Here is a 20,777-nt window from a genome sequence, read left to right on the forward strand (position 1 = left end):
GATCCAGCGAAGCGGCTCCAGTCGGTCATCAGACGAGCTGCCGCAGCACGGTGGGGTCGGTGATGGTGTCGTCGGCGGCGAGCATGATCGCTTTCGACAGGATCGTCGAGAGCATCGGGTCGTCCTCGAACGGCAGGTGCAGCCGCCCGGCGCCGCCGCGTGCCGGGACGATGCACAGGTAGGCGTCGTTCGGCTCCATCATGATGTTGCCCGAGCCGAGGTGGATCCGGTAGCCGCGCACGTTCCCGCGTACGTGCAGGTACCGATCCGTGAGGGTGACCCGGTCGGCGATGGCCATGCGGGGGAGCAGCCGGGCCAGGGCGTCGCGGCGTACCTGCCCCGACGGGGCCAGCGGCCCGACGGCGGTGCGGTGCCAGTAGTCCCGGAACCGGTCCTCGCCGCGGTCGGCCCACTGCGGGTCGGTGGCGATCGAGGTGACGCCGACGAACAGGTCCACGTCCCGCATCGCCTCGGTGAACACCAGCGGCGGTACGTCCGCGACCGGTGCGGGTTGCCAGGTCGCGCCGTCGGATCGGGCGAAGCGCACCTGGTCGGTGGCGCAGTGGTGGACGTCGTAGTCGCCCGGGTCGTCGGTGTCGACGAGTTGGTGGTGGAAGGACGCCCGCCAGGCGCCACCGCCGAAGAGCTTCGTGGCTTCGCTGTCGTCACCGCCGTCCCACGTGCCCAGGTAGCCGGCCTGCCAGCCGCGGGCGCGCATGAGCGCGTTCGCCTGGCGGTAGCGCAGGATGTGCGCGGCGAACCGGTTGGAGTAGGAACCGGTCCGCTCCTCGGCCGGCGTGAGCAGGTAGATCTCACGGAACGCCTGCTTGAACGGTTGCGTCAGGCCGGCGGCGAGCACCCGTTCCCGCCAGGCGAGGGTCTCGTCCACCCGAGCGCGGACGGGATGCCACAGCCGGACCCGATCGCCGGGTGCCGGTCGCCCGTCGAGACCGACGATCGTCCACCCGTCGCCGTCCCCGCGGGGCAGGCCCGCCGACCAGTGCAGCCCGTCGGTGCTGGTCTCCCAGAGCAGCCGCCGCCCGTAGGTCCCGGTGATCGGATGGTCCAGGAAGCGCGACACCCAGTCCGCATACGTCCAGGTGCGTTCCTCGGACAGCAGCGCCTCCACCCGCTGGCGTTCGGAGGTCAGCGTCGCGTTGACGCTCTTCACCAGGCCACGGAGCTGCCTCAGCTCGTCGGCGTGCGCCTCCTTGACCGCCGCCGGGACACCCTTGAGCGCGGTGCCGCCGCGCGCGAAGGTCAGGCGCGCCTTCTCGCCCTCGACCCGCACCGTCGCCTCGTACGGGCCGACCGGGGTCCGCCGGCTGCCGGTGGAGTCGAGCCCGTGGTCGTCGACGGCGAGTTCCATCACCTCGCTGAGCGACCACCCGCGCAGGGCGCCGAGGTGCGCCAACGCGGTCTGCACCCGACTGCGTACCGCCTTGTTCTTCACCGTCACCGCGAGCCGCGCCAGGGTCCGCACCGGCGCCTCACCGGCGCGCTCCGCGAGCAGTCGCACGGCCGCGATCGCGGTGCGCTGGGCGTGCGGGAAACCGGACGCCTGGCGGGGCGCGGCCGAGGCGACGGCGGCGACCTCGGCCAGCAGCTCGGTCGCCGTCTCGTCCGACTCCCGCGACAGCGCCCATGCCAGGCCACGCAGGAGACGGTCGGTGTCGTCGTGCACGGACCGCCGGTGGGCGACGAACGCCGCCAGGACCGCGCGGACCGCCGCCCTCCCGTCGGCGGCGCTCGTGAGGTGCCCGTCGAGGACGCGCAGCCACCGCGCCGGCGCCGCCGGCTTGTCGAGCGAGGCGCAGTGCGTCAGCAACTCGGCCACCCCCGGGGCGGCCAGGACGTCACCCAGGCCGGCGCGGACGAGCGGCCCGAACTCGTCCCCGTGGTGCAGCAACCAGGACGGCACGCGGCGACCCGTGGCGCGGTCGAGCGCCTCCCCGATCAGCGTGACGACCCGGCGCCGGGGGCCGGCCGCCGGGACGTGCCGCGTGGTGAGTTCGGCGAACAGGGCGGACAGCGCCGGCGCCAGATCGGCCAGGTCGGCGGGGGGCAGGTGCCCGGCGATCGTCGCCGGCAACTCCAGATGGGCGCCGTCGTCGTAGCCGTGCCCGCGCCCGGCCACCTCCAGGCACCACAGCAGATCCGCCCGGGTCCAGTCGTGCCCGCCGTCCGCGAGATTCCGCAGGACGTCGTTCAGGGCGGTCGGACTCGAACTGGTCGCCGCCTCCAGGTGCATGGCCAGTGCGGCGCGGCGGCGATGCTCGGCCGACCACGACTCGGTGACGGTCCACTCCGGCGTGCGGGTCACCGACGCGCCCCGGTAGTAGGTGATCGTTCTCCCGATCACCGCCCGAATCCGGGCGTCCGCGTCGACCAGACCGGTCTCCACCCTCCGGCGGTCCGCCGCGCCCAGCGTGGGAAGCAGCCGCGCCCAGCCCCGCACGTCAGCCACCCACCAGGGGAACGAGCCGCACGAAGGCCACCTCGGGATCCGCGAGCAGGTCGATCTCCTCGTCCAGATCCTCGACTTGGTGGTCACCCACCAGCAACACGAAGCCGTTGCGGGCGAAGGCGGCACACGCCGCGTCCGCCTGACGCTCCCAGTCCAGCCGCCGGCCCCGGCCCACCCGGTAGCCGTTCAACGTCGCCTCCGCGTCGGTCGGCCGCACCAGGCCCCGGAAGAGGTCCGCCTGGTCGGCGTTGAACCGCGCCACCTCCTCGCGTACCCGCAACCGGACCAGCTCCCGCGCGCGGATGCGCTCGGGCAAGCCGGTCAACGGCCACTGATCGATCGCCCTGCCCGTCGCTGTCTCGTCCCGAACCGTCACCGTGGCCATCGCGTCGTGCTCCTTGCCTTGAGGTGAGCGGCATCATGGCACGACGGTCCGACGGAACGATTCGTTCAGTCGCCCGGACAGCGGGTGTCACCGCCACTGTGTTGAACGCAGTGCTCGGGTCCGGACCAGCCGCAGCCGGTACGCGACGAGCGCGATGACGGTCGGCCCGGCGACCGCCACCACCGCGGCGACCAGCAGGGCCAAGCTCACCCGATGTTCAAGGTCCGCGAACTCGCCGGGCTGGTAGCCGTAGCTGACGCTCCACTGCTCCAAGCCGATACCCACCCACCACACCGCCGCCGCGACCAGCCCGCAGAACCAGACCAGGACCAGGAATCCCACGATCGGGCCACCCCACCGACCCGTGCTGACTGCCTCAGACGTCATGCAGCCCGTGGACGGCTCAACCCGACCAAGCTCGATCAGCTATGTTGCCGGCGTGGAGATCCAGGTGTTGGAGGGTGCGCTGGTTGAGGTGTCCACGGCCGATGTCAGTGGCATGGACCGGCGTGCGTTCGGCGAGTTCGTGGGACCGCGTGGCGAGCTGGCCTCGTACGCGTTCGGTTGGACCACCGGCTCAGACCCGCATATCGCCCGTCTGTCCATCGGGATTGGCGCCGGCAATCCTGGCGGGGGCACGTTCCACGCCGTCATTTTCGCGCACGAGGACGGTCACGCGTTCTCTCTCGTCGATGAGCCGTTCGAGCAGGTCCCGCAGGGCGGCCCGGATCTGAGCGCGGATCAGTCGCGCGCCCACGAGGACCTGCCGTTCGTCTGGTGGGTGGCCGACCACGTCATGCGGCACGATCGGCGAGCCGGTTGGATGCGGCACTGGTTGCTCGGCACCACCTGTATCCAGACCCCTGAGGTCTTCGAACGCCACGAGCCTGTCCTGTTCGTCAGTCACGACGCGGACGACGGCGTCTGGCAGTTGATCGGAGCCTCTGACGCGAGCGGCGGCACCGGCAAGGTCGGACACCTGCACCATGCCGTCGACGAGGACCCCACCCTGATCGACGTTCTTGACCTACCGCCCGGGAGCACCGCGGTACGCGCGGGCGTCGGAGAACCCTGGACCCCTGACGCCTGACCGCAATCGAGGCGTCTCCTACCGACTTTCAGCCAGCTGCTGGCGAACGGCGAACGGGGTGTCCGGATCTGCCGCCGAGAGGAAGCGGTGCCTCCAGGGATCCTGCGATGACCAGCGTCGTCTCCACCAGTGCCTCGCACCGGTTGCCCTCCCAAGCATGGAGCCCTTTCCACAGTGGTGGCGCTGTGGGGGCAAGGTCACCAGGCCCGCGATGCGCCACGGCGTTCCTCCCGAACAAGCAAGGATCTTGCCACTCTGTAGCATGCCGCGCATGTATGCGCTCTACGCCTGGGGAAACTTCATCAGCGAGGTCGGACTCGACCGGCGGCCGGCCTGGCTCGACCCGGCGGTACTCCGCGGTGAACAACAGGTCATCGACGAAAGCCTGATGATCGGCGACACGGATACGCTGCTGGTCGACGGTCCCGGCACTCTCTTCGAGATCGATGGCGACGACGAGAATCTCGTGCCCGGGAGTGAGCTCATCGGCCGCGACCTCAGCGGCGTCGAGTGGCGGGTCTCCCGCATCCGGGCAGCCACCGACGGCACCCGCGAGGACGCCCTGCGCATCGTCGCGGTGATCGAGGAGGATGGCGACTACTACGAGGAAGATGAGCGGCACGAGTACAACTCGGTCCCGGTCGGCGAGGTCGTCACCCTCTGGGAAGACGGTCACGGCCAGTGGACGTTGGCCCTGGTCGAGCTCTGAAACTGGAAGATCCTCGCCGAGCTGCGCTGCTGCCCCCGCCGCGCCACCGCGATCGGGCAAGCCATCCTCGTTCTTCAAGCCGCCGAGGACGCCCGCTACCCACGATGAAAGTGGCTCATTGTCGACAACCGACCGTTCTTCTGGTTTGCATGGCGTAGACCATCCGAATCCGGTAGTGGACTGCCGATCCCGAGCCCACCGGGCCAGCGGATTTTGGGCCGGCAGTCGGTAACCGGACTGTGCCGGCCGCCGGCCGGGGCGCATCGTGGGAGTGGGACACCCCTGCTGGAGGTTGCTCGGAGAGGGAGGCCGTCATGGAGCTGAACCGGCGGTTGGCGCAGGACCCACCGGAACGCAGCGCGAGCCAGGTGATCGGCCCCCATCTGCTGGGCAGGGTGTACCGGCCGGACCCGCGGGACTGGTCGCTGCCGCGGCTCATGGAGATCGCCGAGCCGCCGGAGGAGATCCGGCAGCGGACCATCGAGCAGGTGCTGAGCGAGACCACCTACTTCACCGACTGGCGGGCGTACCTGGTCTTCTGGCGCTGGCTCAAGAAGCAGGCCGGCGGGACCCCACCCGCGCCGGGCCCGACGCCGGCCGGTGACGCGGCCCCGGCCTGGCAGCTGCCGATCCAACTGGACCAGGGCGACACCGGGCACTGCGTGGGCTTCGGCTGGACGGGCTGGGTGGACGCCACGCCGGTCCCGGGGGAGTTCCAGAACGCCGACGCGCACGCGCTGTACTACGAGTGCAAGGTGATCGACGGCGAGCCGCGTGCGGAGAACGGCTCGACCGTCCGGTCCGGGGCGCTGGCGCTGCGCGACCGGGGTCGGCTCGCGGCGTTCGCGTTCGCCGGCTCGCTGGCCGAGATCGACCAGTGGATCAACACCCAGGGCTCGGTGGTGGTCGGCACCAACTGGACGGACGACATGTTCCACCCGGACGCCGACGGCTACGTGAAGCCGACCGGCAGGGTGGCCGGCGGGCACTGCTACGTGATGCTGGACCGGCTGGACTCCGAGCAGGCGTACCTGTTCCAGAACTCGTGGGGGAGCGGCTGGGGCCAGCACGGCCGCTTCAAGATCAAGTGGGCGGACTTCGCGGGCCTGCTCGCTGCCGACGGTGAGGCGTGCTGCGCCGCCGAGCTGCCGCACTGACCCCGATGTCCGCCACGGACCGGGCTCCTTCCCCTCGACCATGGTCAGGACCGCGGCGGGCGCACCTCGACGATCATCTCCGTCTCGCAGCAGATGTCCAGCGTCAGCGCGGCGACGGTGACCGCCGACCGGGCGTGCCGTCCGCGCTCGCCGTACAGGTCCATGAGCAGGTCCGAGCAGCCCTCGGCGACCACCGACGGTTTGTTGAAGCCGGGCTCGCCGTAGACGTACGCGTTGATCTTGACGATCCGGACCACGTCGTCCAGGTCACCGATCTCCTGACGCAGCGAGGAGAGCAGCGCGAGCGCGTTGTAGCGGGTCGCCGCCCGCGCCTCGGCGACGCCGATGGCCACGCCGACCGGGCCCTTGAAGGGGTAGCCCCCCTCGTGGAACGGACCGTGGCCGGCGAGGTACACGAGGTTGCCGGTGCGGACCGCGCGGACCCGGCGGGTGCCCGGCTTCTCCGGCAGCACCGGCAGCGCCAGGCCGAGCTCCGCGATCTTTTTCTCGATCTCCATGTGGCTGCTCCTCAGTTCCCGTCCCAGAAGACGATGCGTTTGCGGGCCAGTTCGATCAGCTTCGTCATGCCGATGCCCATCAGCCCGAGCAGGATGAGGATCGCGAAGACGGTGGCGATGTCGAGCCGGAAGTTGGCCTGGAGGATCAGCACGCCCAGCCCCATCTGGCCGCTGACGAACTCGCTGACGATCGCGGCGATGACCGCGTAGACCGCGGCGATCTCCAGGCCGGCGAAGATGAACGGCAGGGCGCTGGGCACGATCACCAGGCGGATGGTGAGCGCCCGGCCCGCGCGCAGCGAGCGCATGAGTTCGAGCCGCTCGGCCGGCACCGAACGCATCCCCGACACGGTGTTCACGAAGATCGGGAAGAACGTGACGAGGACCGCCAGCGCGACCTTCGACTCGATGCCGAAGCCCAGCCAGACCACCATCAGCGGGGCGATCGCGATCTTCGGTACCGCCTCGATCATGACGATGTACGGGCGGATGATCGCCTGCGCGGTGGGGGAGATGGCGACCAGGCCGCCCAGCAGGAGGCCGATGACCACGCCGCCGCCGAACCCGAGCAGGACCTCCTGGAGCGTGCGCCAGAAGTGCGGGTAGAAGCTGGCCGGGCCGGTCTGCGCGAGCCCGCGCCAGAGCGACTGCACGACGCTGACCGGGGTGGGGACGAGCACCGAGTTGACCTGGGTGACCCGGACCGCGACCTCCCAGCCGACGATGATCAGCACCAGGGAGACCGGGAACCAGAGTCGCGCGGTGAGGCGTCGCTCGGCGGGCTCCGCGCCGCCGGGGAGTTTGCGGGCGGACAGGACTTTCTCCGACACTGCCATGCGTCACTCCGGTCGGTCGAGAAGCTGACGGATCTGGTTGGTGTACGCGCCGAAGTCCGCCGAGCCGGTGACCTCGAGTTCGCGCGGCCGGGGCAGGGTGACGTCGACGATCTCGCGGATCGTGCCGGGGCGTCCGGTCATCACGATGATCCGGTCGGAGAGGAACACCGCCTCGGCGATGCTGTGCGTGACCAGCAGGATGGTCTTGCCGGTCTGCTGCCGGACGCGCTCCACCTCGAGGTTCATCTGGTCCCGGGTCATCGCGTCCAGGGCCCCGAACGGCTCGTCGAGCAGCAGCAGCCGGGGATCCTGCAACAGTGAGCGGGCCAGCGCGGCACGTTGCTGCATGCCGCCGGAGAGTTCGCCGGGGTACTTCTCGGCGAACCCGTCCAGCCCGACCATCTCGATCAGGGCCCGGGCCCGGGGCCGTACGTCCCGGAACCGGCGGCCGGCCACGATCCCGGGCAGGGCGACGTTCTGCTCGACGGTCCGCCACGGCAGCAGCACCGCCTGCTGGAACATCAGGCCCACGTCGGTGCCCGGTCCGGTGCCGGCGGCGTTGATGTCCACCGTGCCCCCGGTCTCGCCGGTCAGGCCGGCGACGATGCGCAGCAGGGTCGATTTGCCGCACCCGGACGGGCCGAGGATGGAGACGAACTCCCCCTCGGCCACGTCGAACGACACGTCCGTCAGGGCGACGACCGGCGTGCCGGTCCGGGTGCCGTACACCTTGGACAGGCCCCGGGCCGACACCACCGGCGTCCGGGTCACGAGGTCGGCCACGAGGTCGCCTTCGCCTGGACCGCCGCCGCGTCGATCGTGCCGATCTTGGCGGCCACGTCGTTGGTGTAGAACGCCGAGACGTCCTTGACCTTGTCCTGGACGCCGAGGAACTGGACGTACGCCTGCCACGACTCCGCGGTGAACTGGCCGTACGGCTTCTCCGCCGAACCGTCGTCCTCGATCACGTCGATCCGGCGTTTGAGCACCGGCAGCGCGGCCTGCATGGCCTTGGCCCGGTCGCCGGTGGGGGCGAACTGCGGGTACTGCTCCCAGTGGATGCGGATGGCCGCCTCCGGGTTGGCCTTGGCGAACAGCACGGATTTGGTGTAGGCGCGGGCGTATCCCGCCGCCGCCTCGGGGTTCTCGGTCAGCCAGGCGTTGCGGGCCAGCAGCCCGGCGCCGAAGAGGTTCGCGGTCACGCCGGGCTTGTCGAGGTAGCGGAACTGGTATCCGGCGGCCTCCAGCGCGGCGTACCGGACGTCGTTGATGATCAGCGCGTCGATGTCGCCCTTCTTGAGCGACTCGGCCGCCGCCGCCTCGGTGCCGACGGCGACGAAGTCGACCGAGGCCGGGTCGACGCCGGCGGCGCGCAGGCCGGCCTTGGCGAAGAGTTCGAAACTGCCGCCCAGCGAGGCCAGGCCGATGGTGGCGTCCTTCAGGTCGGCGAACGACCGGACCGGGCTGTCCGGCAGGACCGTCGCGTCGAAGAGGAACTTCGGCGCGACCTCGTAGAAGTACCGCAGGTCCAGGTTGCGTCCGTCCGCGGCGGCCTGCACCAGCACGTCCGGGCTGGGCGCGGAGATGTCGGCCTGGCCGGCGGCGAGCAGTTGCAGGCAGGCGCCGGTGCCGCCGGCGACGGGCAGCATCTCGAGGGAGATCTTCTCCTCGGCGAAGTAGCCGAGCTTCTCGCCGATCCAGAACGGCGCGCCGCTGGCGGCGAGCGTCTCGGCGCAGTAGACGTAGCGGACCTTGCTGACTCCGTTCGCGTCGGCGCCGCCGCCCGCGCCGTCGTCGCCGCACCCGGTGGCGGAGAGCGCCACGGCGAGCACTCCGGCGAGGAACAACCGCTTTCTGATCATCCGACTACCTCCACGACCGTTCCGGATGGGCCCCCGAGTGTCATGTTCCGTTTGGCGGAACATCGTTTCTATAGACGATGAAGCTAGGGAGTGGTCGGGATCGCTGTCAAGACATCGCCCGGACGGCGGTGGCAAAGTCGGCCATCTGTGCCAGCGCGTCGTCGCCGCTGATCCGACCGGCGAACTTGACCACCAGATCGGTCACCCCGACCTCGGTCTCCAGTCGTCGCACCCAGTCGACGCAGGTGGCGAGGTCACCCACCACGTACCGGTCGGCCAGCCGGCTCGCGAAGTCGCCGACGCTGGCCTGGGTCACCATGGGATTGCCGCGCAGCAGGTGCAGTTCGTGCGAGACGCGCAGGTACTCCTCGGCGTCCCGCCGGGCCCGCGCGTCCGTCTCGCCCAGCACCACGTGCCGGACCAGGGGCCGGAACGCGGCCGGTGGCCGGCCCGAGGCGGCCCGGTGCTGGTCCACGGTCGCGAAGCCCCGGACGACCTCGTCCACGGTGAGCGCCGCGTCCGGGAACCAGGCCTCGCCGTGGCGGGCCGCCCTGCGCATCGCGGCGACCGACCGGCCGCCGACCCAGACCGGGACCGGCCAGGCGGGGCGGGGGGAGAGCGTGAAGTCGGCCAGGGTGCGGTCGTCGTCCCGGTAGGAGACCGACTCCTGGTGCCAGAGCCGGTCCATCAGGGCCAGGTGACGGTCGGTGACGGCGCCCCGCCGGCGGGCGTTGGCGCCCAGCGCGGCGAACTCCGGCTCGTCCCAGCCGATCCCCGCGCCGAGCACCGCCCGGCCCTCGCTGAGGTTGCTCAGCAACGCGAACTCCCCGGCCAGTCGGACCGGGTCGGCCAGCGGCAGGATCAGGATGTTCGTGCCCAGGCGGACCCGGTCGGTCCGGGCCGCGACCGCTGCGAGCACCAGCTGCGGCGAGGGCCAGTAGGTGGGGTAGCCGTGGTGCTCGCCGAGCCAGACCGAGTCGTACCCCATCGCCTCGGCGGCGACCGCCTGGGCGACGGTACGGCGCACGTCCGACCCGCCCTCGGGCAGCCGGACTCCCAGCCGGAGCCTAGCCACGGTCCACCGCCGGGTAGCTGGCCTGGTCGAACACCCGCATGTCGTGGCCGGGGAGCACCACGTCGGCGTGTTCGGCCAACCGGTCGAAGGACCGGTAGTAGTCCGCCAGGTTCACGTGGGTCCGGGACGGGACCACCCGGTAGGGCCCGGCGCCCCGCCAGTTCTCGAACTGGGCGCAGTGGTCCCCGGCGAGGGCGTACCGGCCGGCGGCGGTGTCCACCACCAGGGCGGTCATGCCGGGCGTGTGCCCCGGGATGTGCAGCAACCGCAGACCGGGACGGAGCGTGACGTCGCCCTCGATCAGCCGGGTCCGGTCCATGGTGGCCAGCCAGCGGGGGGTGAAGCCGAGCGCCGGCGCCTCGTAGGCGGCCTGGTGCACCGGGTACGGCGCGACGGCGTACGCGACCTCGCTGCGCTGCACCACGAACTCCGCGTTCGGGAACAGGTGGTTGTTGCCACAGTGGTCGTAGTGCAGGTGGCTGAGCACGACCGTCCGGACCGCGGCCGGGTCCACGCCGGCGGCGGCGAGCGCGGCGGCCGGTTCCTCCTCGGCGGTGCGCTCGAACGGCCGGTGGTGCCGGGTCACCCACTCCGCGTCCGGCGAGCCGGTGTCCAGGATCGTCACGTCGCCACGGTCGTCCCGGACCACCCAGATGACGTGCGGGCTCTCCACCGTCTCCCCGGGATGCTGCCCCCAGAGCAGGTCGGCCCGCCGGATGCCGGGGGCGCGGCCCACCCGTACCGGCACGATCTGCGATGTCATCGTCCTCCCGCCCCGACGGACCACCCGTCGATTGCTCAACGCTGGACCGGCTGGTGGAACACCATTCCGTAGAGCGGTACCGTAACAGCGCGTGAGAGCGAAGCCCAGGGCTGACGGATCGCCGTTTCCTTTCCTTGACCAGCGGGTCCGGCACTCGGTACGGTTTGAGGAACGACGTTCCCGCTAACGGAACGCCTCAACGACGGGAGTGGGCCGGGTGGGTGGTCAGGAGTCGCGGAGCCGGCGGGCGCTGGACGGTGTCCGGGTGCTCGACGTGTCGACGATCCTGGCGGGTCCGTTGACCTGTCAGATCCTCGGCGACTTCGGCGCCGACGTGATCAAGATCGAACACCCGCGGCACGGGGACGGCATGCGGGGCCACGGCCTCAGCAAGGACGGCGTCGGCCTCTGGTGGAAGATGATCGGCCGCAACAAGCGGACCGTCGGGCTCTACCTGGGCGACCCGGAGGGTCAGGAGATCTTCCGGGAGCTGGTCCGCACCGCCGACGTGGTGGTCGAGAACTTCCGCCCCGGCACGCTGGAACGCTGGGGCCTGGGCTGGGCGGACCTGCGGGCGCTCAACCCCGCGCTGGTGCTGCTGCGGGTCACCGGCTTCGGGCAGACCGGCCCGTACGCCGCCCGCCCCGGCTTCGGCACCCTCGCCGAGTCGATGAGCGGCTTCGCCCACCTGACCGGGTCGCCGGACGGACCGCCGATGCTGCCCGCCTTCGGGCTGGCCGACTCCATCGCCGGGATCACCGGCGCGGCGGCGGTGCTGACCGCCCTCTACGCGCGGGCCACCGGCGACGGCACCGGCCAGGAGATCGACCTCGACATCCTGGAACCGATCATGACGGCGGTCGGCCCGAGCGTCATCTACGTCGACCAGCTCGGCGTGGTCCAGCAACGGACCGGCAACCGGTCGCTGAACAACGCCCCGCGCAACACGTACCGGACCGCCGACGGGCACTGGGTGGCCATCTCCACCTCGGCGAACTCCATCGCCGAGCGGGTGCTGACCCTGGTCGGGCACGCCGAGGTGATCAGCGAGGAGTGGTTCGCCACCGGCGCCGGCCGGGCGCGGCACGCCGACCTGCTCGACGGGTACGTGGCCGACTGGATCGGCGCGCGGAGCCGGGCCGAGGTGATCGATTCGTTCACCGCCGCCGGGGCCGCCGTCGCGCCGGTGTACGCGCCTGACGAACTCCTGGCCGACCCGCAGGTCAGGGCGCTGGACATGATCACCCAGGTGCCCGATCCGGACCTGGGCCAGATCCGGATGCAGAACGTGCTGTTCCGGATGAGCGCCACCCCCGGTGAGATCCGCTTCACCGGGCGGGGCGTGGGGGCCGACACCGACGAGGTGCTCGGCGACGAACTGGGCATCGGCGCGGAACGACTCGCCGAGCTGCGAGACCGGGGAGTGCTGCGATGACCGTGGAGACCATCCCGAGCGAGCGGCGCGGCGACGTCCTGCTCGCCGCCGTCGAGGCGGGCGTCCGGGTCTTCGACCTGGGCCGGCCGTTGCGTATCGGCATGCCCCAGTCGCCGAACCACCCGCCGTTCTGGCACACCCTGCCCCGTCGCCACGGCGACAGCTACCGGGCCGACGGGATGTCCGCCGCCAACGACCTGATCTCGCTGGGCACCCACGTCGGCACGCACATCGACGCCCTCGCGCACGTCTCCGTCGACGGCCGGCTGCACGACGGCGCCGACGCGATGCGGGCGCAGACCGGCGGCGGCTTCACCACCGGGGCGATCGACGAACTGCCCCCGCTGGTCGGCCGCGGGGTGCTGCTCGACGTGCCGGCCGCGCTCGGGGTGCCCGTCCTCGACCCGGCGTACGAGATCACGCCCGCCGACCTGGACGCCACCGTCGCCCGGCAGGGCACCCCGGTCGGACCGGGCGACGTGGTCCTGGTGCGCAGCGGCTGGGGGCGCCGCTACGACGACCGCGAGGCATACATCGGACACGCGACCGGGGTGCCCGGCGTCGGCGAGGCCGGGGCCCGGTGGATCGCCGCCCGCAACGTGCGGCTGGCCGGTGCGGACACCATCGCCTTCGAACGCCTCGCCGCCGGGTCCGGGCACGCCCTGCTGCCCGCGCACCGGGTGCTGCTCGCCGAACACGGCATCAACCTCATCGAGGCGATGGCCCTGGAGGAACTGGCCGAGTCCGGGGTGCGGGAGTTCACAGTCGTCCTGGCGCACCTGAACATCGTCGGCGCGACCGGCAGCCCGGTCCGCCCGCTCGCCCTGGTCGTGTCCGGATGACCGCCACGTCGCCGGCGGCCACCCTGGGCGGGCAGCTCGCCGCGTTCGCCGCGGCCCACGGCCCGGCCGGCGTTCCCCTGCCCCCGCCGGTGGTGCGCAGTGTCGCCCAACGGGTGCTGGACGTGCTGGGTATCGCAGTCGCCGCCACCACGCTGCCCACCAGCGTGGCCGTGCTCGACCTGGTCGCCGAGCGGGGCGGCCGGCCGGACGCCCGGGTGGTCGGGCTGCGCCAGCGGGTGCCGGCCAGCGAGGCGGCGTTCGCCCACGGTGTGCTCGCCCACTCGCTCGACTACGACGACACCCACCTGCCGTCGGTGCTGCACCCCAGCGCCAGCGTGGTCCCGGCGGCGCTGGCCGTCGCCGAGCCGACCCGGGCCACCGGCGCGGAGGTGGTCGCCGCCATCGCGGTCGGCCTGGAGATCTGCGTACGGGTGGGGATGGCCGGTTACGACGCCGCCACCGGGGCGAACCGGTACTTCGACCGGGGACAGCACGCCACTTCGATGTGCGGGGCGGTGGGCTCGGCCGCCGCCGCCGCGAAACTGCTCGGTCTCTCCGCCGACGGCGTGCTGCACGCCATGGGCATCGCGGCCAGCATGGCGTCCGGGATCATCGAGAGCAACCGCACCGGCGGCACCGTCAAACGGATGCACTGCGGCTGGGCCGCACACGCCGGCGTGTACGCCGCGCAGCTCGCCCAACGCGGGATCACCGGCCCGGCGACCCTGCTGGAGGGGCGCTTCGGCTTCTTCCAGGCGTTCCTCGGCGGCGAGTTCGACGCCGGGGCGGTCACCGACGGGCTCGGCCAGCGGTGGGAGGTGCCGGGGATCTTCTTCAAGCCGTACCCGGCGAACCACTTCACGCACGCCGGCATCGACGCCGCGCTGGCGCTGCGGGACGCCGGCCTGCGCCCGGCCGACGTGGCCAGCGTCGAACTGGCCGTGCCGACCGCCACCGTCCGCACCATCGGCGAGCCCCTCGACGTCAAGCAGGCCCCGGAGACCGGTTACCAGGCGCAGTTCTCCGGCCCGTACACCGTCGCGGCCGCGCTGCTCGGCGGCGGCGGTCTGGGTCTGGGGCTGGACGACTTCACCGACGACCTGGCCCGTGACCCGGCCCGGCGGCGCCTGATGAGCCGGGTCACCGTGGTCGCCGACCCGCGCTGCGACGAGATCTTCCCGCACCAGTTCCCGGCCGTGCTGCGGGTGCGCACCACCGACGGCCGGCTGCTCGAGGAGGCCGTGCTCGCCAACCGGGGCGGCTCGCACCGCCCGCTCACCGACGACGAGGTCGCCGGCAAGTTCCGCGACAACGCCGGTCGGGTGTTGCCGCCGGAGCGGGTGACCGCGATCGCCCGGGCCGCCCTGGCGCTGCCGGACGCGGCCTCGGTGGATGACCTGCTCAGCCCGCTGATGTTCGAGAACGGTATTCCGCTGTGAGGAACTACGTCGCCCCCGGCGTACAATCTCGTTCGCCGCGTCACGGACCGAAGTGGTCCGACGCCGCAGCGGAGGGACTCTCAGTGACCGAGACCAGCAAGACGATTCTCACCGTGGGCCGCGCGATGGAGGTGCTCACCCTCTTCACCGAACGGAGGGAGTCCACCCTCGGGGTCACCGAGATCTCCAAGGCGCTCGGGCTGTCGAAGGCCGTCGTGCACCGGATCCTGTCGACCCTGCTGGAGAAGGACTACATCCAGATCGAGCCGCAGACCCGCCGGTACGCGCTCGGCCACGCGGCCCTCAAGCTCGGCCTGACCTACTTCGAAGGCATCGACGTGCGTCGAATGGCTCAGCCGATCCTGCACGAGCTGGTCACGGCCACCCAGGAAACCTCCACCCTCTCCATCCGCAGCGGCTGGACCCGGATCTACATCGACCAGGAGACCCCGCCCACCGACATCCGCATGTCGGTGCGGCTCGGCCACCCGTACCCGCTGCACGCCGGTTCGTCGTCGAAGGCGCTGCTGGCCTTCCTCGACCCCGAGGAGCAGGACGCCTACCTCGCCACCGGCCCGTTCGAGCGGCTGACCGACACCACCATCACCACGCCCGAGCAGCTCCGCGCCGACCTGGACCGCATCCGCAGGCGCGGGTACGCCCGGTCGCTGGGGGAGCGTCAGGCCGACGCCGCCTCGGTGGCCGCCCCGGTCTTCGACCACCGGGGCAAGCCGACCGCGGCGATCAGCGTGTGCGGCCCACTGCGCCGCTTCGAACCGAAGATCGACGAGGCGGCCGACGCGCTGCTGGACGCCGTACGGCGACTCTCGGCCCTGATGGGCCACCGGGAGTCGGAGATCATCGGGCAACGCTCCACGGAGTGATGCCCGCCAGTGGTGGGGCCGGGCTGCCCCGCGGGAGGGAACAGCGGTGTCGGTGCCATCCGCGCTCGACCCATCGGGCGACTCGGTGCTCTACGCGGACCCCGGCGAGGTGGAGCGGCTACGCGACCCGCTGATCGCGGCGCAGGTCCAGCTGCTGGCTCGGCACCACCCCCACTACCGTCGACTCTTCGCGCGCACCGGCGTCGACCCGGACCGGGTACGCGGGGTCGCGGACCTGCGCCGGCTTCCGGTCACCGGCAAGCAGGACTTCCTCGGTGACCCCGAGTCCTTCCGGTTGACCGCCCCGGCCGACCTGCCGGTCGCCGAACGCACCCTCGCGTACGTCATCTACACCACCGGCACCACCAGCGGCGCGCCCGCCCCGCTCTACGTCACCACCAGCGACGACTGGGCCTACCTGCTGCACGCCCGGCGCTGCGCCCGGCTGCTCGGTCTCGGCGCCGACGAGGTGATCGCGAACCTCTTCCCGCTCACCCCGTTCCCGATGGGCGCCCGGATCCGCGCCGACCGGACGGCGGCGGCGATCGGGGCGACCATCTTCCAGGGGCACACCGGCCGCCCCTCGCCGGACTGGCCGGTGCACCGCCGGCTCGACGAGGCGATCGACCTGGTGGCGGCACACGGCGCGACGGTGCTGTGGGGGGTCGCCGGGTTCGTCCGCCGGGTGCTGATCCGGGCCGCCGAACGCGGGCTGCGGCTGCCCACGGTCCGCTGGTGCTTCGTCACCGGCGAGGCGACGAGCGCCGCCGGCGTCGAGGACCTGCGCGCCCGGCTGCGCGCGGTGGGCGCGGAGACGGCCCGGGTCGCGAACCGCTACGGCTCGACCGAGGGCTGGTCGATGATCGAGTGCGGGGCGGGAACGGGCTGGCACAATCCCACCCCGGGCCTGATCCACCTGGAGACCGTCGACGCGGCCAGCGGCGAGCCGGTGCCCGACGGGGAACCCGGCCTGCTGCTCATCACCCACCTGCGGGCCCGGGGCACCGCCTTCCTCCGGTACGCCGTCGGCGACATCGTCCGGCTGACCCGGGAACGGTGTGCCTGCGGGCGGACCGCCGAGCGGATCGTCTCCCAGCCGGTCCGCACCAAGGACCTGGTCAAGGTCAACGGCACGCTTGTCAACCTGACCGTGCTCGGCGACGCCCTGGTCGACCTGGCCGGCGTCGCCGAGTACCGGGTGGTCCTCGACCACCTGCACCCCGGCGACGCGCTCTCCGGCGACGGCGTGGTGGTCGAGGTCGCCCCGGTCGCGGGCCGCGACGCCGACGCGCTGGTCTCGGCCGTGCGGTCGCGGATCCGCGACCTGACCCACCTCACGCCCGAGGTGCGGGTGGTCGGCGTGGACGACATCTACGACCCGCTGGCCGACGCCAAACCCCGTCGTCTCGTCGACCGCCGCCACGTCGGCTGACGTCGTCGACACGTAGCTCTCAGAAAGGTCGTGACTGACCGTGTACACCGGTGCCATCGACGTGGTCGTCAATCCGTACACACCCGAGATCGTGGCCGCGCGGCCGGCCTGGTCGAAGGACTTCCTCGGCCGCAAGATCGGCGCTGGGGACCGGCTGCCCGGGACGACGATCGAGGAGTACCTGGCCAAGATGGACCGGGCCGGGATCGCCCGGTCCTTCCTGATCGCCGCGAAGCTCGGCCCGGCCGGTGACGTCAACAGCTTCGCGCTCCAGGTCGAGACCGTCGCCGAGCTGGTCGCCGCGCACCCGGACCGGTTCAGCGGCCTGGTCGGGTTGGACCCGACCGCCGGCATGGCCGAGCTGCGGCACCTGGAACGGGCGGTCACCGAGTACGGCTTCGTCGGCGCGCACTCGTACCCGCACTGGTTCGGGCTGCCCCCGGACCACCGGCGCTACTACCCGATCTATGCCAAGTGCGCCGAGCTGGACGTGCCGATCCAGCTCCAGGTGGGCCACTGCCTGCGCTACGACGACGCCCGGCCGCTGCGCAGCGTCGGCCGGCCGATCACCCTCGACACGGTCGCCTGCGAGTTCCCCGAGCTGAAGCTGGTCGGCATCCACACCGGGTGGCCGTGGACCGAGGAGATGATCGCGGTCGCGTACAAGCACCCCAACGTGTACATCGGGGTGGACGCGTACGCGCCGAAGCACTGGCCGGCCGCGCTGGTGCACTACATGAACACCTTCGGCCGGGAGAAGGTGATCTTCGGCACCGACTACCCGGTGATCGACCCGGAGCGCGCCATGACGGAGTTCGCCGAGCTGGGCCTGCGGCCGGAGTCGGCCACGGCGGTGCTGCGCGACAACGCCCTGCGCCTCTACGGTCTGACCGACTGATCCACCCCGCCGTCGGGGCGTGCGTCACCGACGCCGGCCGGCCGCGGTGAGTGCGACGAGCGCGACCGCGGCGGCGGCGCCACCGACTGAGAACGCGGCCATCGGGCCGACCACGCCGACCAGCAGCGCGCCCAGGGCCGGGCCGGTGGACTGGCCGAGCCGCGACGACGCCGACCACGCGCCGATGAGCATGCCCCGGCCGTCGACCGGCTGCCGGGAGACGGCGTGCACGGAGGCGTTGTACGCGCAGCCCACCCCGACGCCGAGGAGCACCACGGCGACCGCCACCACCCACACCGCCGGGGCGGCGGCGGTGAGCAGCAGGGAGACCGCGCACAACCCGAGCCCGATCCGGGCGACGTGCCGGTCGGCGGTCCGCCCGGCGAGCAGGGCCAGGGCCGCCGACGCGGCGAGACTGCCCACGTTGCCGAGCCCGACGAGCAGACCCCGGGCCGCCAGGGGCACCTCGAAGACCCGGTCCAGGGCCAGCGGCAGCATCGCCGCGGTGGCCGCGGTCATCAGGCCGATGACGACGGTGGTCAGGGTCAGCGCGCCGACCACGGTACGCAGCTCGCCCGCGCGTCGCAGGTCGGCCAGGAGCCGGGCGGAGCGTCGGTCCCGGCTCGGCCGCCGGCCGGGGCCGAGCCCGAGCACCCGGACGGTTCCGGGTACCAGCAGCGCGCCCAGCGCGTAGAGCCAGAACGCGGCGCGTGGGTCGCCGAGGCTCGCCACCGCGCCGCCGGCCATCGGGCCGACGGTGGAGGCGGTGGTCAGCACGAAGGTGTTGACCGCCAGACCGCGTTGCCGGGCCGCGCCGGTCAGCGTCTCGCCGATCACGGTCGGGGGGATGGTGAGCAGGCCGGCGAAGCCGATCCCCTGGACCGCCCGGAGCACGACGGCCGTGCCGAACGAGTCGACGAGCGCGCAGGCGGTGCCGGCGACGGAGAACAGCAGCAGGCAGCCGAGCGCCACCCGGCCGCGGCCGAGCCGGTCGGAGAGACCGCCCAGCGCCACGGTCAGCACGATGCCGGGCACCGCGATCACGCCCTGGAGGAGCCCGACGGCGGCCTCCGAGACCTGGTACGCGGCGGCGAGTTCCGCCATCGCCGGGGCGAGCGTTCCGTAGCCGGTGGCGCCGACCGCGGACAGGGCGGTGACGGTCAGGATCCCGCCGGTACCGAGCGGTAGGGAAGGCGCCACAAGCGGTCCATTCAGCGGAACGATGTTTCGCTGAACGTACCGTAAACCTGAGCACGGGTCCATAACGGCACGTCAGGCCGTTGACACTGCGGAGAAGCCGGACCTAGTGTGTAGAAACGCTGTTCCGCTAAGCGGATCGAATGTGCGAATCGCATGGGAGAGGGGTGCCGGGATGAGTCCGAAGACGGGAGTTCTCGGCCGGTTCAGAGCCCTGAAGGTTTCTGCTCTGGTCGGGGTGGTGGCCCTCCTGGCCACGGCCTGTAGTTCGTCCAACGGGGACAGTGCGGCGGAGGCGGACTCCTCCCCGGGAGCAGCCGGGGCGGACATCGTGGTCGGGGTCGGGGTGATCAACCCCGACCTGGACGCATTCTCCGCCACGTCCCCGCCGCGTTCTTTCTACGCCTACCCGGTCTGGTCCCTGCTGACCCGGGTCGACACCCTCGGCGAGGGCGCCAAGGTGGTCCCCGGCGTCGCCGAGTCGTGGACCCGCGTCAACGACCTGACCTGGCAGTTCGTCCTCCGCAAGGACCTGAAGTTCGCCAACGGCGAGCCGGTCGACGCCGACGCCGTCGTCTACTCCACCAAGTTCATGCTCGACCCGAAGAACGAGGCGAGCATCCGCGGCAAGCTCGGCATCATCAAGCAGGTCGAAGCGGTCGACGCCACCACCATCCGGTTCACCATGAGCGCCCCGGAGGCGATCCTGCCCCGGCTGCTCGGCGCGATGCCGATCGTCCCGCCCAAGGAGCACGCGCGGGTGGGCGCGAAGGCGTTCAACGCCAAGCCCATCGGCACCGGCGCGTTCATGGTCGAGAAGTTCGTCCCCGGCAAGGAACTCGTGCTGGTGCCGAACCCCAACTCCGGACAGGGCAAGGCGCTGCCGGCCTCGATCACCTTCAAGGCGATCCCGGAGGACGCGGCCCGGGTGGCCGCCCTGCGCGCCGGTGACGTCGACATCATCACCAAGGTCCCGATCGACGGGATCAAGCCGCTGGAGTCCGGCGCCTTCACGGTCTACGACGCGGTCGAGCCCCGCACCTACGTGGTGGACCTGTTCACCGACTCCGGGCCGCTGACCGACGTGCGGGTCCGGCGGGCCATCGCCCAGTCCCTCGACCTGGACGCGCTGGTCCAGGGCGTGATGGGCGGCAAGGGTCAGGTCGGCCAGGGCCAGTTGGCGCCGAGCTTCATGTCCGGCTACTGCAAGGACGTCACCCGGTACCCGTACGACCTGGCCGCGGCCAACAAGCTGATGGCCGAGGCCGGCGTCTCCGGGCTCAAGCTGAAGTTCCAGACCTCGCAGGGGTTCATCCTCAACGACACGCTGCTGGCCCAGGCGATCGGCGAGATGGTCAACAAGCTGGACGCGGTCGAGTCGGTGGAGATCGCCCCGATGGAGTTCTCCAACTACCTCGACGTGTACTACAACCGCACCGAACGGGCCGACTTCTTCGCCTGGGGCATGAGCAGCTCACCCTTCGTGGACGCCTCCGTGCAGCTCGAACGCCTGGTCACCGGCTACCCCCAGCACAACATCGGCTACTCCAACCCGAAGTACGACGAGTGGTTCGGCAAGCTGCGCTCGGCCGAGGAGGGCACCCCGGAGCGGCAGCAGGCGTTCTGCGAGCTGTCGAAGATCTACAAGGAGGACGTCCCGTCGGTGGCGGTGATGACCATGCCGGACGTCTGGGCCAGCTCCGACAAGATCCGGGGATTCAAGGTGGACCAGGCGGGCAACCCGGCCTGGGAGCTGATCACCAAGGTGACGGGCTAGACGGGGTCCGA

At 71.7% G+C, this 20,777-nt stretch carries 20 protein-coding genes and 1 pseudogene; 11 read left to right on the plus strand and 10 right to left on the minus strand.

The features are described 5' to 3' along the window. Positions 1-28: 28 nt before the first annotated feature. The 3 genes from AB0B02_RS29835 to AB0B02_RS29845 form a co-directional block, all read right to left on the minus strand. Entirely contained in the window at positions 29-2,467 is a 2,439-nt protein-coding gene (locus AB0B02_RS29835) for a DUF4132 domain-containing protein (RefSeq protein ID WP_281940211.1), read from the minus strand. Continuing rightward, complete coding sequence (locus AB0B02_RS29840) at positions 2,460-2,852, minus strand: hypothetical protein (protein WP_281940212.1); 393 nt, start codon at positions 2,850-2,852, stop codon at positions 2,460-2,462. Before AB0B02_RS29840 ends, AB0B02_RS29835 begins: the two co-directional genes overlap by 8 nt. 87 nt (positions 2,853-2,939) lie before the next feature. Then, entirely contained in the window at positions 2,940-3,194 is a 255-nt protein-coding gene (locus AB0B02_RS29845; RefSeq protein ID WP_281940213.1) for a hypothetical protein, read from the minus strand. 97 nt (positions 3,195-3,291) lie between these two features. Between AB0B02_RS29845 and AB0B02_RS29850 the strand changes: the two genes are divergently transcribed. The 4 genes and pseudogenes from AB0B02_RS29850 (at position 3,292) to AB0B02_RS29865 (ending at position 5,808) form a co-directional block, all read left to right on the plus strand. Beyond that, a complete protein-coding gene (locus AB0B02_RS29850) occupies positions 3,292-3,942 on the plus strand; it encodes a hypothetical protein (protein ID WP_281940214.1) in 651 nt (216 codons plus the stop codon). A gap of 271 nt (positions 3,943-4,213) precedes the next feature. Further along, on the plus strand, positions 4,214-4,651 hold the full coding sequence (locus AB0B02_RS29855) for a hypothetical protein (protein ID WP_281940215.1): 438 nt from the start codon (positions 4,214-4,216) through the stop codon (positions 4,649-4,651). A gap of 3 nt (positions 4,652-4,654) precedes the next feature. Then, positions 4,655-4,759: pseudogene (locus AB0B02_RS29860) on the plus strand (IS5/IS1182 family transposase); the annotation flags it as partial. 206 nt (positions 4,760-4,965) lie between these two features. Further along, complete coding sequence (locus AB0B02_RS29865; protein WP_281940217.1) at positions 4,966-5,808, plus strand: hypothetical protein; 843 nt, start codon at positions 4,966-4,968, stop codon at positions 5,806-5,808. A 44-nt stretch (positions 5,809-5,852) separates the two neighbouring features. On the opposite strand, the gene AB0B02_RS29870 is transcribed toward AB0B02_RS29865, so the two are convergent. From AB0B02_RS29870 to AB0B02_RS29895, 6 genes are all read right to left on the minus strand, one after another. Then, positions 5,853-6,326 carry a RidA family protein gene (locus AB0B02_RS29870; protein WP_281940218.1) on the minus strand — a complete coding sequence of 158 codons (474 nt, stop codon included), beginning with the start codon at positions 6,324-6,326 and terminating at the stop codon, positions 5,853-5,855. A gap of 11 nt (positions 6,327-6,337) precedes the next feature. Further along, on the minus strand, positions 6,338-7,162 hold the full coding sequence (locus tag AB0B02_RS29875; protein ID WP_281940219.1) for an ABC transporter permease: 825 nt from the start codon (positions 7,160-7,162) through the stop codon (positions 6,338-6,340). Positions 7,163-7,165: 3 nt separating this feature from the next. Continuing rightward, positions 7,166-7,945, minus strand: a complete 780-nt coding sequence (locus AB0B02_RS29880; protein ID WP_357306020.1) for an ABC transporter ATP-binding protein — start codon at positions 7,943-7,945, stop codon at positions 7,166-7,168. Further along, on the minus strand, positions 7,930-9,024 hold the full coding sequence (locus tag AB0B02_RS29885) for an ABC transporter substrate-binding protein (RefSeq protein ID WP_281940222.1): 1,095 nt from the start codon (positions 9,022-9,024) through the stop codon (positions 7,930-7,932). The genes AB0B02_RS29880 and AB0B02_RS29885 overlap by 16 nt, the downstream gene beginning before the upstream one ends. A 106-nt stretch (positions 9,025-9,130) precedes the next feature. Continuing rightward, the gene (locus AB0B02_RS29890; RefSeq protein WP_281940224.1) at positions 9,131-10,099 is read right to left on the minus strand and encodes an LLM class flavin-dependent oxidoreductase; all 969 of its coding nucleotides are present in this window, start codon (positions 10,097-10,099) and stop codon (positions 9,131-9,133) included. Next, on the minus strand, positions 10,092-10,862 hold the full coding sequence (locus tag AB0B02_RS29895; RefSeq protein WP_281940226.1) for an N-acyl homoserine lactonase family protein: 771 nt from the start codon (positions 10,860-10,862) through the stop codon (positions 10,092-10,094). The genes AB0B02_RS29890 and AB0B02_RS29895 overlap by 8 nt, the downstream gene beginning before the upstream one ends. A 217-nt stretch (positions 10,863-11,079) precedes the next feature. On the opposite strand from AB0B02_RS29895, the gene AB0B02_RS29900 reads away from it, so the two are divergent. The 6 genes from AB0B02_RS29900 (at position 11,080) to AB0B02_RS29925 (ending at position 17,792) form a co-directional block, all read left to right on the plus strand. Beyond that, complete coding sequence (locus AB0B02_RS29900) at positions 11,080-12,297, plus strand: CoA transferase (protein WP_281940228.1); 1,218 nt, start codon at positions 11,080-11,082, stop codon at positions 12,295-12,297. Further along, the gene (locus AB0B02_RS29905; protein WP_281940230.1) at positions 12,294-13,139 is read left to right on the plus strand and encodes a cyclase family protein; all 846 of its coding nucleotides are present in this window, start codon (positions 12,294-12,296) and stop codon (positions 13,137-13,139) included. The genes AB0B02_RS29900 and AB0B02_RS29905 overlap by 4 nt, the downstream gene beginning before the upstream one ends. After that, on the plus strand, positions 13,136-14,578 hold the full coding sequence (locus tag AB0B02_RS29910; RefSeq protein ID WP_281940232.1) for an MmgE/PrpD family protein: 1,443 nt from the start codon (positions 13,136-13,138) through the stop codon (positions 14,576-14,578). Before AB0B02_RS29905 ends, AB0B02_RS29910 begins: the two co-directional genes overlap by 4 nt. Before the next feature lie 83 nt (positions 14,579-14,661). Further along, a complete protein-coding gene (locus AB0B02_RS29915) occupies positions 14,662-15,462 on the plus strand; it encodes an IclR family transcriptional regulator (RefSeq protein WP_281940234.1) in 801 nt (266 codons plus the stop codon). Between the two features lie 46 nt (positions 15,463-15,508). Then, entirely contained in the window at positions 15,509-16,894 is a 1,386-nt protein-coding gene (locus AB0B02_RS29920; protein ID WP_357306027.1) for an AMP-binding protein, read from the plus strand. Positions 16,895-16,934: 40 nt separating this feature from the next. Continuing rightward, positions 16,935-17,792 (plus strand): amidohydrolase family protein, encoded by an 858-nt coding sequence (locus AB0B02_RS29925; protein ID WP_281940238.1) that lies wholly within the window; start codon positions 16,935-16,937, stop codon positions 17,790-17,792. Between the two features lie 24 nt (positions 17,793-17,816). On the opposite strand, the gene AB0B02_RS29930 is transcribed toward AB0B02_RS29925, so the two are convergent. After that, complete coding sequence (locus AB0B02_RS29930) at positions 17,817-18,992, minus strand: MFS transporter (RefSeq protein ID WP_357306032.1); 1,176 nt, start codon at positions 18,990-18,992, stop codon at positions 17,817-17,819. Positions 18,993-19,164: 172 nt separating this feature from the next. Between AB0B02_RS29930 and AB0B02_RS29935 the strand changes: the two genes are divergently transcribed. After that, positions 19,165-20,766 carry an ABC transporter substrate-binding protein gene (locus AB0B02_RS29935; protein WP_357306036.1) on the plus strand — a complete coding sequence of 534 codons (1,602 nt, stop codon included), beginning with the start codon at positions 19,165-19,167 and terminating at the stop codon, positions 20,764-20,766. Positions 20,767-20,777 lie beyond the last annotated feature (11 nt).

Origin of the sequence: Micromonospora sp. NPDC049240 (assembly GCF_040647835.1) — a bacterium.
GTDB lineage: Bacteria > Actinomycetota > Actinomycetes > Mycobacteriales > Micromonosporaceae > Micromonospora.

Bases quoted from the DNA above. Each gene is read 5' to 3' on its own strand.
- AB0B02_RS29840 (WP_281940212.1), bottom strand. From the start codon at position 2,852: ATGGCCACGGTGACGGTTCGGGACGAGACAGCGACGGGCAGGGCGATC.
- AB0B02_RS29855 (WP_281940215.1), top strand. From the start codon at position 4,214: ATGTATGCGCTCTACGCCTGGGGAAACTTCATCAGCGAGGTCGGACTC.
- AB0B02_RS29865 (WP_281940217.1), top strand. From the start codon at position 4,966: ATGGAGCTGAACCGGCGGTTGGCGCAGGACCCACCGGAACGCAGCGCG.
- AB0B02_RS29870 (WP_281940218.1), bottom strand. From the start codon at position 6,326: ATGGAGATCGAGAAAAAGATCGCGGAGCTCGGCCTGGCGCTGCCGGTG.
- AB0B02_RS29875 (WP_281940219.1), bottom strand. From the start codon at position 7,162: ATGGCAGTGTCGGAGAAAGTCCTGTCCGCCCGCAAACTCCCCGGCGGC.
- AB0B02_RS29885 (WP_281940222.1), bottom strand. From the start codon at position 9,024: ATGATCAGAAAGCGGTTGTTCCTCGCCGGAGTGCTCGCCGTGGCGCTC.
- AB0B02_RS29895 (WP_281940226.1), bottom strand. From the start codon at position 10,862: ATGACATCGCAGATCGTGCCGGTACGGGTGGGCCGCGCCCCCGGCATC.
- AB0B02_RS29905 (WP_281940230.1), top strand. From the start codon at position 12,294: ATGACCGTGGAGACCATCCCGAGCGAGCGGCGCGGCGACGTCCTGCTC.
- AB0B02_RS29910 (WP_281940232.1), top strand. From the start codon at position 13,136: ATGACCGCCACGTCGCCGGCGGCCACCCTGGGCGGGCAGCTCGCCGCG.
- AB0B02_RS29935 (WP_357306036.1), top strand. From the start codon at position 19,165: ATGAGTCCGAAGACGGGAGTTCTCGGCCGGTTCAGAGCCCTGAAGGTT.